A 13661-nucleotide genomic window follows, 5' to 3' on the forward strand; every position below is an offset into this window, starting at 1 on the left:
ACTGCCCGTGGTTTACAGGCCGTAGCGCTCGCGCGCCTCCTTCACGGCCGTCGCCTTGACCTCGCCGCGCTTGGCGAGCTGGGCCAGGGCCGCGACCACGATGGACTCGGCGTCCACCCCGAAGTGCCGGCGGGCGGCGTCGCGGGTGTCCGACAGGCCGAAGCCGTCGGCACCGAGCGACGAGTAGTCCTGCTCCACCCACTGCGCGATCTGGTCCGGGACCTGGCGCATGTAGTCGGAGACCGCGAGGACCGGGCCCTCGGCGCCCTGGAGCGCCCGGCGGACGTACGGCACCCGCTCCTCGCCGCGCAGCAGCGCCGCGTCGGCGTCCATGGCGTCCCGGCGCAGCTGGGTCCAGGAGGTCGCGGACCACACGTCGGCGGCCACGCCCCACTCCTCGGCGAGCAGCCGCTGTGCCTTGAGCGTCCAGTGGATCGCCGTGCCGGAGCCCAGCAGCTGGATGCGCGGGGCGTTCGCGGCCGGGGTCAGGCCCGCCGTCTCCGCCGTGTTGAAGCGGTACAGGCCCTTGACGATGCCCTCGTCGACGCCGGGCGCGGACGGCTTGGCCGGCTGCGGCATCGGCTCGTTATAGACCGTCAGGTAGTAGAAGACGTTCGGGTCCTCGCCCGGGGCCGCCTCGCCGTACATGCGGCGCAGACCGTCCTTGACGATCGTGGCGACCTCGTACGCGAACGCCGGGTCGTAGGAGAGGGCGGCCGGGTTGGTCGCCGCGATGGCGGGGGAGTGGCCGTCCGCGTGCTGGAGGCCCTCACCGGTGAGGGTGGTGCGGCCGGCGGTGGCACCGACCAGGAAGCCGCGGCCGAGCTGGTCGCCGAGCTGCCACATCTGGTCGGCCGTGCGCTGCCAGCCGAACATCGAGTAGAAGATGTAGAACGGGATCATCGCCTCGCCGTGCGTCGCGTACGCGGTGGACGCGGCGATGAAGTCGGCCATCGAGCCGGCCTCGGTGATGCCCTCGTTGAGGATCTGGCCGTTCTTGGCTTCCTTGTAGTACATCAGCTGGTCGCGGTCGACCGGCTCGTACGTCTGGCCCTTGGGCGAGTAGATGCCCAGGGACGGGAAGAGGCTCTCCATGCCGAAGGTGCGCGCCTCGTCGGGGACGATCGGCACCCAGCGCTTGCCGGTCTCCTTGTCCCGGACCAGGTCCTTGACCAGGCGGACGAAGGCCATGGTGGTGGCCACGCTCTGCGAGCCGGAGCCCTTGTCGAAGGCGGCGAACGCCTTGTCGGCGGGGGCGGGCAGCGGCGCGAGCGGGTGCACGCGGCGCGCCGGGGCCGGACCGCCGAGGGCGGCGCGGCGCTCCTGGAGGTAGCGCACCTCGGGGGAGTCGGCGCCCGGGTGGCCGTAGGGGACCACGCCGTCGACGAAGGCGCTGTCCGCGATGGGCAGGCCGAGCAGGTCGCGCATCTCCTTGAACTCGTCCACCGAGAGCTTCTTCATCTGGTGGTTGGCGTTCTTGGACGCGAAGCCGCGGCCGAGGGTGTGGCCCTTGACCGTCTGGGCCAGGATCACGGTCGGCGCACCCTTGTGGGCGAGCGCCGCCTTGTACGCGGCGTACACCTTGCGGGACTCGTGGCCGCCGCGCGAGTAGTGGAAGCACTCGAGGATCTTGTCGTCGGACAGGAGCTTCGCCATCTCGGCGAGCTGCGGGTCCTTGCCGAAGAAGTCCTCGCGGATGTAGGCGGCGTCGCGCGTCTGGTACGTCTGGACCTGGGCGTCCGGTACCTCGCGCAGGCGGCGCAGCAGGGCGCCGGTGGTGTCCAGCTGGAACAGCTCGTCCCACGCCGTGCCCCACAGCGACTTGATCACGTTCCAGCCGGAGCCGCGGAACAGGGCCTCGAGCTCCTGCACGATCTTGAAGTTGGCACGGACCGGACCGTCGAGGCGCTGCAGGTTGCAGTTGATGACGAAGGTCAGGTTGTCCAGGCCCTCGCGGGCGGCGAGGGTGAGCGCGGTGGTGGACTCCGGCTCGTCCATCTCGCCGTCGCCGAGGAACGCCCACACGTGGGAGTCGGTCAGGTCCTTGATGCCGCGGCTGGTCAGGTAGCGGTTGAACCGCGCCTGGTAGATCGCGGAGATCGGGCCGAGGCCCATCGAGACGGTGGGGAACTCCCACAGCCAGGGCAGGCGGCGCGGGTGCGGGTAGGACGGCAGGCCGTTGCCGCCGGCCTCGCGGCGGAAGTTGTCCAGCTGCTCCTCGCTGAGGCGGCCGTCGAGGAAGGCGCGGGCGTAGATGCCGGGGGAGGCGTGGCCCTGGACGTACAGCTGGTCGCCGGAGCCGTCACCCTCCTTGCCCTTGAAGAAGTGGTTGAAGCCGGTCTCGTAGAGCCAGGCCGCGGAGGCGAAGGTGGCGATGTGGCCGCCGACGCCGTGCTTGCTGCCGCGGGTCACCATCGCCGCCGCGTTCCAGCGGTTCCAGGCGGTGATCCGCTGCTCCATGGCCTCGTCGCCGTCCACGGCAGGCTCGGCGGAGGTGGGGATGGTGTTGACGTAGTCGGTCTCGAGGAGCTTCGGCAGCGCGAGGCCGGCGCCCTCGGCGCGCTCCAGCGTGCGGCGCATCAGGTACGCGGCACGGTGCGGCCCGGCCGCCTTGGTGACGGCGTCCAGGGAGGCCTGCCACTCGGCGGTCTCCTCGGGGTCGCGGTCCGGGAGCTGGTCGAGCTCGCTCGGCTGGATGGCTTTCGGGTCGGTCGTCATGTCGCCGCCTTCCTCAGTCGAAGGGGGTTCCCTCATCGGCAAGGGTTCGGGGGTGCCCTAGGTCTTTGGCAGGACAGGGCTGGGCTCCGGTGGGAGTCCAAGCGTGACTGTAACTCCCTGATCGATGATCGATCAAAGGGTTGAGGGGCAAAACCTCTTGATCACAAGAAAGTCGGCACGGGGTGCCTTCGGCGGTGGCACGGGGTGACCTTGAAGGTGGGAGTTTGTGCAGGTGAGAGGGGACGGGCGCGGATGAGCTCGGGGGGTTCGGCCGAGTGGCGTCCGCGGGCGGGCAGTGGCCGATCGCGCGGTTCCCCGCGCCCCTCGAAGGGGCGGCGGGGGCGGAGGAACCCGTCAGGCGCGAGGCGCGCAGCCCAGGACGTGGGACTTGACGATCTCCGGGATGCGCGGGTCCCGGCGGCGGAAGGCGGCGACCAGCTCCTCGTGCTCCTCGGCGTACGACTGCTGCACCGTCCCCAGCCACCGTATCGACAGCGCCGTGAACACCTCGATCCCCAGCCCCTCCCACGTGTGCAGCAGCACCGAGTTGCCCGCCGCCCGCACCAGCTCCCGGTGGAAACCCACCGTGTGCCGCACCTGGCCCGTGCCGTCGGAGACCCGGTCGGCCTCGTACAGCGCGGCGACGTGCGGTTCCAGGGCCGAGCAGTCCACGGCGAGCCGGTCCGCCGCCAGCTCGGCCGCGATGGCCTCCAGGCCGGCCCGGACCGGGTAGCTCTCCTCCAGGTCGGCGGCGGTCAGGTTTCGCACCCGTACGCCCTTGTTCGGCGCCGACTCGATCAGCCGCAGTGACTCCAGCTCCCGCAAGGCCTCCCGGACCGGCGTCTGGCTGACCTCCAGCTCGGTCGCGATCCGGCGCTCCACGATCCGCTCGCCCGGCTGCCAGCGTCCGCTGATGATCCCTTCCAGGATGTGCTCGCGGATCTGTTCGCGCAGCGAGTGGACGACGGGCGCGGTCATGGGAGCTCCTTCGGGAGGGTCCCCTTCGGACCCCTGGGGCGGCTGACGTTTAGACAATACGGCCGTCACGGCGGGCGGGAAGGGCGCATGGGGGCGCTTTTACGCAGGTGAGACGAGACTTACACAGCGTGCCCGGCCGGAACACGGCGATGCCCCCGCCCGGGGAGTTCCGGGCGGGGGCACCGTACGGGCCCGCTGGCGAGGGGGAGGCTACAGGCCGAGCTCGACCTCGAACTCGCCCGCCTCCAGGATCGCCTTGACCGCCGTCAGGTAACGGGCGGCGTCGGCGCCGTCCACCAGACGGTGGTCGTAGGACAGGGTCAGGTACGTCATGTCGCGGACGCCGATGACCGGCCCGTCCTCCGTCTCGATGACGGCCGGACGCTTGACCGTGGCACCGATGCCGAGGATGGCGACCTGGCCCGGCGGCACGATGATCGTGTCGAACAGCGCGCCGCGCGAACCGGTGTTGCTGATGGTGAAGGTCGCGCCCGCCAGCTCGTCCGGGCTGATCTTGCTGGCCCGCACCTTGCCCGCCAGGTCGGCGGTCGCCTTGGCGATGCCGGCCAGGTTGAGGTCACCGGCGTTCTTGATGACCGGGGTCATCAGGCCCTTCTCGGAGTCCACCGCGATACCGATGTTCTCGGTGTCGAAGTAGGTGATGGTCCCCTCGGCCTCGTTGATCTTGGCGTTGATCGGCGCGTGCGCCTTCAGCGCCTGGGCCGCCGCCTTGACGAAGAACGGCATCGGCGAGAGCTTGACGCCCTCACGCGCCGCGAACGCGTCCTTGGCACGGGCGCGCAGCTTCATCAGACGGGTGACGTCGACCTCGACGACCGACGACAGCTGGGCCTGCTCGTGCAGCGCCTTGACCATGTTGTCGCCGATGACCTTGCGGATGCGCGGCATCTTGACGGTCTGGCCACGCAGCGGGGAGGCCTCCAGGACGGGGGCCTTCTTCGCGGCCGGAGCGGCGGGAGCGGCGGCGGCCGGAGCCGGCGCGGCCTTCGCGGCCTCGGCGGCGGCGACGACGTCCTGCTTGCGGATACGGCCGCCGACGCCGGTGCCCTTGACGGTGGACAGGTCGACGCCGTTCTCGGCGGCGAGCTTGCGCACCAGCGGGGTGACGTAGGCACCGTCGTCCACCGGCTGGGCGGCGGCCGGGGCAGCCGGAGCGGCGGCCGGGGCCGGCGCGGGCGCCGGGGCGGAGGGCTGCGGGGCGGGAGCCTGCGGGGCCGGAGCCTGCGGCGCCTGCGGGGCGGGAGCCGGGGCGGCCGGAGCCGGAGCGGCCTGCGCGGGAGCCGGGGCCGGAGCCGCCGGAGCCGGGGTGGGCTCGGGCTGGGCGGGGGCTGCCGGAGCCTCCTGGGCCGGGGCCGGGGCGGCACCCGCCGCACCGATGACGGCGAGCTTGGCGCCGACCTCCGCGGTCTCGTCCTCGCCGACCACGATCTCCAGCAGGGTGCCGGAGGCGGGCGCCGGGATCTCGGTGTCGACCTTGTCGGTCGAGACCTCGAGCAGCGGCTCGTCGGCCTCGACGCTGTCACCGACCGACTTCAGCCAGCGGGTGACGGTGCCCTCGGTGACGGACTCGCCGAGCGCGGGCAGGACGACGTCCGTGCCCTCGGCGGAGCCACCGGCGGCGGCGTCGGCGGTGGGAGCGGGCGCCGGGGCGGCCTGCTCGGTGGAGGGGGCGGCCGGGGCGGGCTCGGGAGCCGGCTCGGCGACCGGCTCGGCCTGCGGGGCCGCCGCGGCGGCGGGGGCGCCGCTGCCGTCGTCGATCAGCGCCAGCTCGGCGCCGACCTCGACGGTCTCGTCCTCGGCGACCTTGATGGAGGACAGCACGCCGGAGGCGGGCGCCGGGATCTCGGTGTCGACCTTGTCGGTCGAGACCTCGAGCAACGGCTCGTCGGCCTCGACACGCTCACCCTCGGCCTTCAGCCAGCGGGTGACGGTGCCCTCGGTGACGCTCTCGCCGAGCGCCGGCAGGGTTACGGAAACCGCCATGGTTTCGGTTGCTCCTTACGAAAGTGCGGAAGTCTGTGTCGTCGCGCCCGAAGACCTGAGCGGTCAGTCGTGCATGTGGAGCGGCTTGCCGGCCAGCGCCAGGTGGGCCTCGCCGAGCGCCTCGTTCTGCGTCGGGTGGGCGTGGATGAGCTGGGCCACCTCGGCGGGCAGCGCCTCCCAGTTGTAGATCAGCTGCGCCTCTCCGACCTGCTCGCCCATGCGGTCGCCGACCATGTGGACGCCGACCACGGCACCGTCCTTGACCTGGACGAGCTTGATCTCGCCCGCGGTCTTCAGGATGCGGCTCTTGCCGTTGCCGCCCAGCGGGAACTTGATCGAGACGACCTTGTCCGCGCCGTAGACCTCCTTGGCCTTGGCCTCCGTGAGGCCGACGGAGGCGACCTCCGGGTGGCAGTACGTCACCCGCGGCACGCCGTCGTAGTCGACCGGGACGGTCTTCAGGCCTGCGAGCCGCTCCGCCACCAGGATGCCCTCGGCGAAGCCGACGTGCGCGAGCTGGAGGGTGGGAACGAGGTCACCGACGGCGGAGATGGTCGGGACGTTGGTCCGCATGTACTCGTCCACGAGGACGAAGCCGCGGTCCATGGCGACGCCGTTCTCCTCGTAGCCCAGGCCCTGCGAGACCGGGCCGCGGCCGATGGCGACGAGCAGGATCTCGGCCTCGAACTCCTTGCCGTCGGCGAGGGTGACCTTGACGCCGTCCTGGGTGTACTCGGCCTTCTGGAAGAAGGTGCCCAGGTTGAACTTGATGCCCCGCTTGCGGAAGGCGCGCTCCAGCAGCTTGGAGCTGTTCTCGTCCTCGACCGGGACCAGGTGCTTGAGGCCCTCGATGACCGTGACCTCGGAACCGAAGGACTTCCACGCGGAGGCGAACTCCACGCCGATGACGCCACCGCCCAGGACGATCGCGGACTTCGGCACGCGGTCCAGCGTCAGGGCGTGGTCCGAGGAGATGATCCGGTTGCCGTCGATCTCCAGGCCCGGCAGCGTCTTCGGCACGGAGCCGGTCGCGAGCAGGACGTGGCGGCCCTCGACGCGCTGACCGTTGACGTCGACGGAGGTGGGGGAGGAGAGCCGGCCCTCACCCTCGATGTAGGTGATCTTGCGGGAAGCGACCAGACCCTGCAGGCCCTTGTACAGGCCGGCGATCACCTCGTCCTTGTACTTGTGCACGCCCGCCATGTCGACGCCCTCGAAGGACGTCTTCACGCCGAACTGCTCGCTCTCGCGGGACTGGTCGGCGACCTCGCCCGCGTGCAGCAGGGCCTTGGTGGGAATGCAACCGTTGTGCAGGCAGGTGCCGCCGAGCTTGTTCTTCTCGATCAGGGCGACGTCCAGGCCCAGCTGCGCCCCGCGCAGGGCCGCGGCGTAACCACCGCTGCCACCGCCGAGGATCACTAGGTCGAAAACGGTGCTGGCGTCGTTCGCCACGTCACGTCCTCCATGCATGTGCGCCACGCCGGTCTCCAGTGACCGGTCGGCGGCTGGTGTCCGGCCGCTCTTTGTTCTCGGCCCTTGGGTGGGCCCTGTCCTGCCGGGCTCCATCTTCGCACTTGTGAGAGACGAACGAGACGTGGGGCCGGGGTGTGAGACACCCCACGTTCACATGAGCGGGGTTCTTCCGTGGCCGGCACCGGGACAGCCGGCCGAGGGGCGCGGGTCTGTGCCGTTCTGCGGCTCCGCCGCGTGGGCGCGACGGCTCGCGGTTCTTCCGTGGCCGACGCCGGGGACACCCGGCCGAGGGGCGCGGGGAACTGCGCCACCAGCCACGGCGGACCGCGGCCGCGCAATCACCCGCACCCCGGCTCACTGGGCGCCCTTAGCCCAGCTCACCCGCGGCCGCCAGCTCGGCGACCCGCACCAGCGTCCGCACCGCCGTCCCCGTACCGCCCTTGGGCGTGTACCCGAACGGCCCGCCCTCGTTGAAGGCCGGACCCGCGATGTCCAGGTGCGCCCAGGTGATGCCCTCGCCGACGAACTCGCGCAGGAACAGACCGGCCACCAGGCCGCCGCCCATCCGCTCGCCGATGTTCGCGATGTCCGCGGTCGGCGAGTCCATGCCCTTGCGCAGGTGCTCCGGCATCGGCATCGGCCAGGCCGGCTCGCCGGACTCCTCGGCCGCCTCGTGCACCGCGGAGCGGAACGCGTCGTCGTTCGCCATGATCCCGTACGTCCGGCTGCCCAGCGCCACCATCATCGCGCCGGTCAGGGTCGCCACGTCGATGATCGCGTCCGGCTTCTCCAGCGAGGCCGCCCACAGCGCGTCGGCGAGCACGAGCCGGCCCTCGGCGTCGGTGTTGAGCACCTCCACCGTCTTGCCGCTGTACATGCGCAGCACGTCACCCGGGCGGGTGGCGGAGCCCGACGGCATGTTCTCGGCCAGCGCCAGCCAGCCGGTCACGTTGACCTCCAGGCCCAGCCGCGCGGCGGCGACGACCGCGGCGAACACGGCGGCGGCGCCCGCCATGTCGCACTTCATCGTCTCGTTGTGCCCGGCCGGCTTCAGCGAGATGCCGCCCGAGTCGTAGGTGATGCCCTTGCCGACGAAGGCGAGGGACTTCTTCGCCCTGGGCGAGGTGTACGACAGCTTCACCAGCCGCGGACCCGACGCCGAACCGGCGCCGACGCCCAGGATGCCGCCGTAGCCGCCCTTGGTGAGCGCCTTCTCGTCGAGCACCTGCACCTTGATGCCGTGCTCCTTCGCGGCGGCCTGCGCCACCGCCGCGAACGCCTCCGGGTTGAGGTCGTTCGGCGGGGTGTTGACCAGGTCGCGGGCGCGGTTCAGCTCCTCGGCGACGGCCGCCGCACGCTCGATGGCGGCCTTGTACGCCTTGTCGCGGGGCTTGCCGCCCAGCAGCGCGGCCTCCGCCAGCGGGGCCTTGCCGTTGCCCTTGGCGGCCTTGGCCTCCTTCGCGGACTCCTTGTACGCGTCGAAGGAGTACGCACCGAGCAGCACGCCCTCGGCGACGACACCGGCGTCGGCGGCCTCCGTGAGCGGCAGGGCGAAGGCGGCCTTCTTGGCGCCGGCCAGGGCACGGGCGGCCGCTCCGGCGGCCCTGCGCAGCGTCTCCGCGTCGAAGCCGGAGTCCTTCTCGGGCTCGGCACCGAGGCCCACCGCCACGACGACGGGTGCCTTGAAGCCGGACGGCGCGGGCAGCTTCGTCACCTCGCCCTCGGCACCGGAGGCGCCGAGGGTCTCCAGGACGCCGGCGAGCCGACCGTCGTACGCCTTGTCCACGGCTTCCGCGCCCGGTGCGACGGACGGGCCGTTCGCGCCCTTGGCGACACCGATCACGATCGCGTCGGCCCGGAGGCCGGGCGCCGCGGCGGTGGAGAGAGTGAGAGCAGTCACGGTGGTGAAATCTCGCTTCCGTATGAAGTCTGGTGTGGCCGAATGCGGGTGGGTCGACCGGGCCCGACATCCGACCCTAGATCCCTCCTGCGATGCGGTCCTCGCCTGGGCAGGCGAACACTCGGCACGAGCCTACGCTCGCCCCCGGCCGCACTCCCTCCTGCGGGGCCGCGGTTTCCGCGCCGAGCCGTGGATGGGAGATCATTCCGGGAGTACGCCGCCATCCCAACCGCACTCTGGAGCAACCCCCGTGAGACGCCCGGTCCTGTCGACAGCCCTCCTCCTGCCGCTGCTCGCGGGCTGCACGTCGGCCCCCGGCGACGGCGGTGCCGGGGGCGGTGACGCCGGCCACTGGCGGCCGGCGCCGGGCACCGCCTGGCAGTGGCAGCTCAGCGGGAAACTGGACACGTCCGTGGACGTACCGGTCTACGACATCGACGGCTTCGACCACGACAGGGCCACGGTCGCGGGTCTGCACGAGGACGGACGCAAGGTCATCTGCTACGTCTCCACCGGCGCCTGGGAGGACTTCCGGCCCGACGCCGACGCGTTCCCGGCTGAGGTGCTGGGCAAGGGCAACGGCTGGGAGGGCGAGCGATGGCTGGACATCCGCGCCACGGACGTCCTGGAGCCGCTGATGGCCGAGCGCCTCGACATGTGCCGCGACAAGGGCTTCGACGCCGTGGAGCCGGACAACATGGACGGCTACAAGAACGAGACCGGCTTCCCGCTCACCGGCGACGACCAGCTCCGCTACAACCGGCTGATCGCCAAGCTCGCCCACGACCGCGGGATGGCCGTCGGCCTGAAGAACGACCTGGACCAGATCCCGGAACTCGTCGACGACTTCGACTTCGCCGTCAACGAGCAGTGCGCGCAGTACGGCGAGTGCGCCGACAACCAGCCGTTCATCGACGCGGACAAGGCGGTCTTCCACGTCGAGTACGAGCTGCCGACGGAACGCTTCTGCGCCGACTCCCGCGAGCTGCGGCTCAGTTCGATGCTGAAGAAGTACGAACTGGACGCCTGGCGCGAGGCCTGCTGACCCCCCGGGGGGGGCGCACCGGTCAGCCCAGGACCAGCACCACCAGCGCGGTCGTGGCCGCCGTCTCCGCCACCCCGCCGAAGACGTCGCCCGTGACGCCGCCGAAGCGGCGGACGCAGTGCCGCAGCAGCAGTTCGGCGAGGACGACCGCGCACACCACGGCGAGCGCCGTGCGCAGGGCGTCGTACGGGCCCAGGCACGCAGCCGCCGCCGCGGCGGCCAGGGCGGCGACCGTCGCCGCCGTGGTCAGCGCCCTGCCGGCCGGGACGACTCCGGCGACCGCCGCGCCCAGTCCCTCCGGGCGGGCGGCGGGCACCCCGGCCCGGGCCGCCGTCGTCAGCGCCAGCCGGGCGGCGGTCGCCGACACCACGGCGGCGAGCGCACCGCGCGCCCACGAGCCGTCGTAGGCCTGGGCGAGGGCGGCCACCTGGGCGAGGAGCGTGAAGAGGAGGGTGAGCACGCCGAACGGCCCGATGTCCGACTGCTTCATGATCCGCAGGGCGTCCTCGGCGGGTTTGCCGCTGCCCAGACCGTCGGCGGTGTCGGCCAGCCCGTCCAGATGCAGTCCGCGGGTGAGTACGGCGGGGACGGCGACCGTGGCGACCGCGGCGAGCAGGGTCCCCGCGCCCAGTGCGAGCAGCAGCAGCCCGGTGCCCGCGGCGAGGACGCCCACGGCCAGCCCGGCCAGCGGCGCGCACAGCATGCCGCCGCGGGCGGCGTCGCGGTCCCAGCGGGTCACCTTGACCGGGAGCACGGTGAGAGTGCCGAAGGCGAAACGGAGGCCGTCGGCGGAGGGGGTCCTGAGCACCGGCGCAGACTACCCGGCGGCCGGCGGGGCGCTTGAGGGCCCGGGGGATAAAGTGCGCATATGGGAGATTGGTGGCAGCGCAACATCATGGAACCGGGCAAGCTGCCGCTGCTCCTCGCGCTGACGGCGTTCGTGCTGACGTTCGTGGTCACGCGGGTCATCACCCGTCTGATCCGGGCGGGCAAGGGGCCCTTCGGCAACGTCAAGGCGGGCGGGGTGCACATCCACCACGTGGTCCCCGGGGTCGTCCTCACCGTCGTCGGAGGCTTCGGTGCGGTAGCGGGAGGGCGGCACGGGTTCGGGTCCGCGTTCGCCGCGGTGGTCTTCGGCATCGGGGCGGGTCTCGTGCTGGACGAGTTCGCGCTCATCCTGCACCTGGACGACGTCTACTGGACGGAGGCGGGGCGCAAGAGCGTGGAGGTCGTGGTGCTCACCGCGGCCCTGGTCGGGCTGGTCCTGGCGGGCTTCACGCCCTTCGGCGTCGACGGGGTGAGCCAGGACGAGTTGCAGGACCGCGCGAACGTCATCGCGACGGTTGCCGGGAACTTCCTCTTCTCCCTCCTCGCCCTGGCCAAGGGCAAGGCGCGACTCGCGATCTTCGGGGTCATCGTGCCCGTGATCGCGCTGGTCGGCGCGGTCCGGCTGGCCCGCCCCGGCTCCCCGTGGGCCCGCCGCTTCTACGCCCGCCGCCCGCGCGCCCGCGCGAAGGCCCGCCTCCGCGCCTACCATCACGACCGCCGCTGGTCCGGCCCCCGCCGCGCCGTCCAGGACTGGATCGGCGGCCGCCCGGACCCGCGGTGACGATGCGTTTGCCTCCGGCGGTGGCGCGGGATGCCTGCGGCGCGGGTGCCTCCGGCGGTGGCGCGGGATGCCTGCGGCGCGGGTGCCTCCGGCGGTGGCGCGGGCTGCCTGCGGCGCCTGTGCGGGTGCCTCCGGCGGTGGCGCGGGGTGCCTGCGGCGCCTGTGCGGGTTCGGTGGGGGTGCGGGTAGCGCCTTGGGGTGCGTTGTGGGTCGGGGTCGGGCCGGGGGGTGTCCGTCCTCGGAACGGCGCGGAATCGGTCACTTACAGAGGCGCGGGGCGTTGACGCGCCAACCGCTGCGGGCGGACACCCCCCGACCCGCCCCCTCCTCGCCGTACGCGGCTGCCGGCCGCCCCACGCCGGTGCCCGGTCCCCGCCGTACGCGGCTCCCCGCCGCCGTCGCCGCCCCAGCTGCGGACCGTCGCCGTGACGCCGCCCCCGCTGCGGGCAGTCGTGCCGCTGGGGCGGCACGGGTGGGCGCAGCGGCACCCCGTCGGCGCCGGGCCGCGCTCCCCACCCCGCACCCACGCCGGGCACCCCGCAACGCCGGGCCGCGTCACCCACCCCCCGCCCGCACCCACGCCGGGTGACCGGGCAACGCCGGGCCGCGTGACCCACCCCCGCACCCGCGCCGGGCACCCCGCGGGCGCCGGGCCGCGCGACCAGCCCCGCGCCACACCCACGCCGGGTGAACAGGCAACCCCCGCCCCCCCCCCGAACCGCGTTCACTCCCCGTCGTTCACGGCCTCACCGTCGGAGACCTCCGGCAGCTCCGCCGCCAAGGACGCCGCCGCCTGCACCAGGGGCAGCGCGAGCAGTCCGCCCACCCCCTCGCCCACCTTCACGCCCTGGGACAGCAGCGGCTCCAGGGCCATCCGGTCCAGCGCCTTCGCCTGCCCCGGCTCCCCGCTGTCGTGCGCGGCCAGCCACCAGTCCGGCGCCCGGAAGGCGACCCGCTGCCCCACCAGCGCGCACGCGGCCGTGACGACGCCGTCCAGGATCACCGGCATCTTCCGCACCGCGCTCTGCAGCAGGAAGCCCGTCATGGCGGCGAGGTCCGCGCCGCCGACCGTGGCGAGGAGCTGCAACTGGTCGCCGAGGACGGGCCGCGCCCGGCGCAACGCGTCGCGGATCGCGGCGCACTTGCGCATCCAGGTCAGGTCGTCGATCGGCAGCCCGCCCCGGCCGGTGACGACCGACGCGTCCGTGCCGCACAGTGCCGCGACCAGGACGCCCGCCGCCGTCGTACCGCCCACGCTCACGTCGCCGAGCACCACCAGGTCCGTGCCCGAGTCGGCCTCCTCGTCGGCCACCGCCATCCCGGCCCGGAACGCGGCCTCCGCCTCGTCCAGGGTCAGCGCGTCCTCGACGTCGATGCGTCCGCCGCCGCGCCGCACCCGGTGTCCCGCCACCTCGGCCGGCAGCGTCTCGGGGTCGCAGTCCAGGGCCATGTCGACGACGCGCACGGGCACGTCCAGACGCCGGGCGAGCACCGACACCGGCCGGGTTCCCTCCAGCACCTCGCGCACCAGCTCGCCGGCGCCGCCCGCGGGCCGCGCCGAGACGTCCAGCTCGGCGACCTTGTGGTCACCGGCGAAGAGCACCAACCGGGGCCGTACGACGGGCCGTACCGGTACGGCGGACTGCGCGGCCGCCAGCCACTCGCCCAGGTCATCGAGGCGGCCCAGGGAGCCGGGCGGGACGACCTGACGCTCCCGGCGCGCCTCCGCGTCGCGGCGGACTCCGCCGTCGGGGCGCTCGATCAGGTCGGTGAAGTCGTCGAGATTCAGCGAGCTCATTCGCCGAACAGTACCGGCCCCGGTCGAACACGGCGGAAGGCCCGTGGGCGGCAGACCCGGGCTGCGTCGTTGCGCCCCGGAGCGCGATCACCTACGTAACGTTTTGCCTGGATTGTCGTAGGTCCCTCGTGTACGT

General features: G+C 72.8%; 9 protein-coding genes. 2 read left to right on the forward strand and 7 right to left on the reverse strand.

The features are described from left to right. Window positions 1-12 precede the first annotated feature (12 nt). From aceE to NI25_RS28390, 5 genes are all read right to left on the reverse strand, one after another. The gene (aceE, locus tag NI25_RS28370; protein ID WP_061445167.1) at window positions 13-2718 is read right to left on the reverse strand and encodes a pyruvate dehydrogenase (acetyl-transferring), homodimeric type; all 2706 of its coding nucleotides are present in this window, start codon (window positions 2716-2718) and stop codon (window positions 13-15) included. A 354-nt stretch (window positions 2719-3072) separates the two neighbouring features. Then, the gene (locus NI25_RS28375; RefSeq protein ID WP_061445168.1) at window positions 3073-3696 is read right to left on the reverse strand and encodes a GntR family transcriptional regulator; all 624 of its coding nucleotides are present in this window, start codon (window positions 3694-3696) and stop codon (window positions 3073-3075) included. Window positions 3697-3906: 210 nt separating this feature from the next. After that, window positions 3907-5700 carry a 2-oxoglutarate dehydrogenase, E2 component, dihydrolipoamide succinyltransferase gene (sucB, locus tag NI25_RS28380; protein WP_061445169.1) on the reverse strand — a complete coding sequence of 598 codons (1794 nt, stop codon included), beginning with the start codon at window positions 5698-5700 and terminating at the stop codon, window positions 3907-3909. 63 nt (window positions 5701-5763) lie between these two features. After that, window positions 5764-7152 (reverse strand): dihydrolipoyl dehydrogenase, encoded by a 1389-nt coding sequence (gene lpdA / locus NI25_RS28385; protein ID WP_061445170.1) that lies wholly within the window; start codon window positions 7150-7152, stop codon window positions 5764-5766. A gap of 388 nt (window positions 7153-7540) precedes the next feature. Beyond that, window positions 7541-9073: a leucyl aminopeptidase gene (locus NI25_RS28390; RefSeq protein WP_061445171.1), complete on the reverse strand. Its 1533-nt coding sequence runs from the start codon at window positions 9071-9073 to the stop codon at window positions 7541-7543. Window positions 9074-9323: 250 nt separating this feature from the next. Here NI25_RS28390 and NI25_RS28395 point away from each other — a divergent pair, with 250 nt between their 5' ends. Then, the gene (locus NI25_RS28395) at window positions 9324-10118 is read left to right on the forward strand and encodes an endo alpha-1,4 polygalactosaminidase (RefSeq protein ID WP_061445172.1); all 795 of its coding nucleotides are present in this window, start codon (window positions 9324-9326) and stop codon (window positions 10116-10118) included. Window positions 10119-10140: 22 nt separating this feature from the next. Here the strand turns inward: NI25_RS28395 and NI25_RS28400 are convergent, their stop codons facing one another. After that, on the reverse strand, window positions 10141-10926 hold the full coding sequence (locus tag NI25_RS28400; protein ID WP_061445173.1) for an adenosylcobinamide-GDP ribazoletransferase: 786 nt from the start codon (window positions 10924-10926) through the stop codon (window positions 10141-10143). A 60-nt stretch (window positions 10927-10986) separates the two neighbouring features. Here NI25_RS28400 and NI25_RS28405 point away from each other — a divergent pair, with 60 nt between their 5' ends. Then, window positions 10987-11727, forward strand: coding sequence for a hypothetical protein (locus tag NI25_RS28405; protein WP_061445174.1), 741 nt, complete (start codon window positions 10987-10989; stop codon window positions 11725-11727). Window positions 11728-12451: 724 nt separating this feature from the next. On the opposite strand, the gene cobT is transcribed toward NI25_RS28405, so the two are convergent. Continuing rightward, window positions 12452-13525 (reverse strand): nicotinate-nucleotide--dimethylbenzimidazole phosphoribosyltransferase, encoded by a 1074-nt coding sequence (cobT, locus tag NI25_RS28410; protein ID WP_061445175.1) that lies wholly within the window; start codon window positions 13523-13525, stop codon window positions 12452-12454. Window positions 13526-13661: the final 136 nt, after the last annotated feature.

It is taken from the genome of Streptomyces sp. CCM_MD2014, assembly GCF_000772045.1.
Taxonomy (GTDB): domain Bacteria; phylum Actinomycetota; class Actinomycetes; order Streptomycetales; family Streptomycetaceae; genus Streptomyces; species Streptomyces salinarius.

Bases quoted from the DNA above. Each gene is read 5' to 3' on its own strand.
- NI25_RS28375 (WP_061445168.1), bottom strand. From the start codon at position 3,696: ATGACCGCGCCCGTCGTCCACTCGCTGCGCGAACAGATCCGCGAGCAC.
- sucB (WP_061445169.1), bottom strand. From the start codon at position 5,700: ATGGCGGTTTCCGTAACCCTGCCGGCGCTCGGCGAGAGCGTCACCGAG.
- cobT (WP_061445175.1), bottom strand. From the start codon at position 13,525: ATGAGCTCGCTGAATCTCGACGACTTCACCGACCTGATCGAGCGCCCC.
- NI25_RS28405 (WP_061445174.1), top strand. From the start codon at position 10,987: ATGGGAGATTGGTGGCAGCGCAACATCATGGAACCGGGCAAGCTGCCG.
- aceE (WP_061445167.1), bottom strand. From the start codon at position 2,718: ATGACGACCGACCCGAAAGCCATCCAGCCGAGCGAGCTCGACCAGCTC.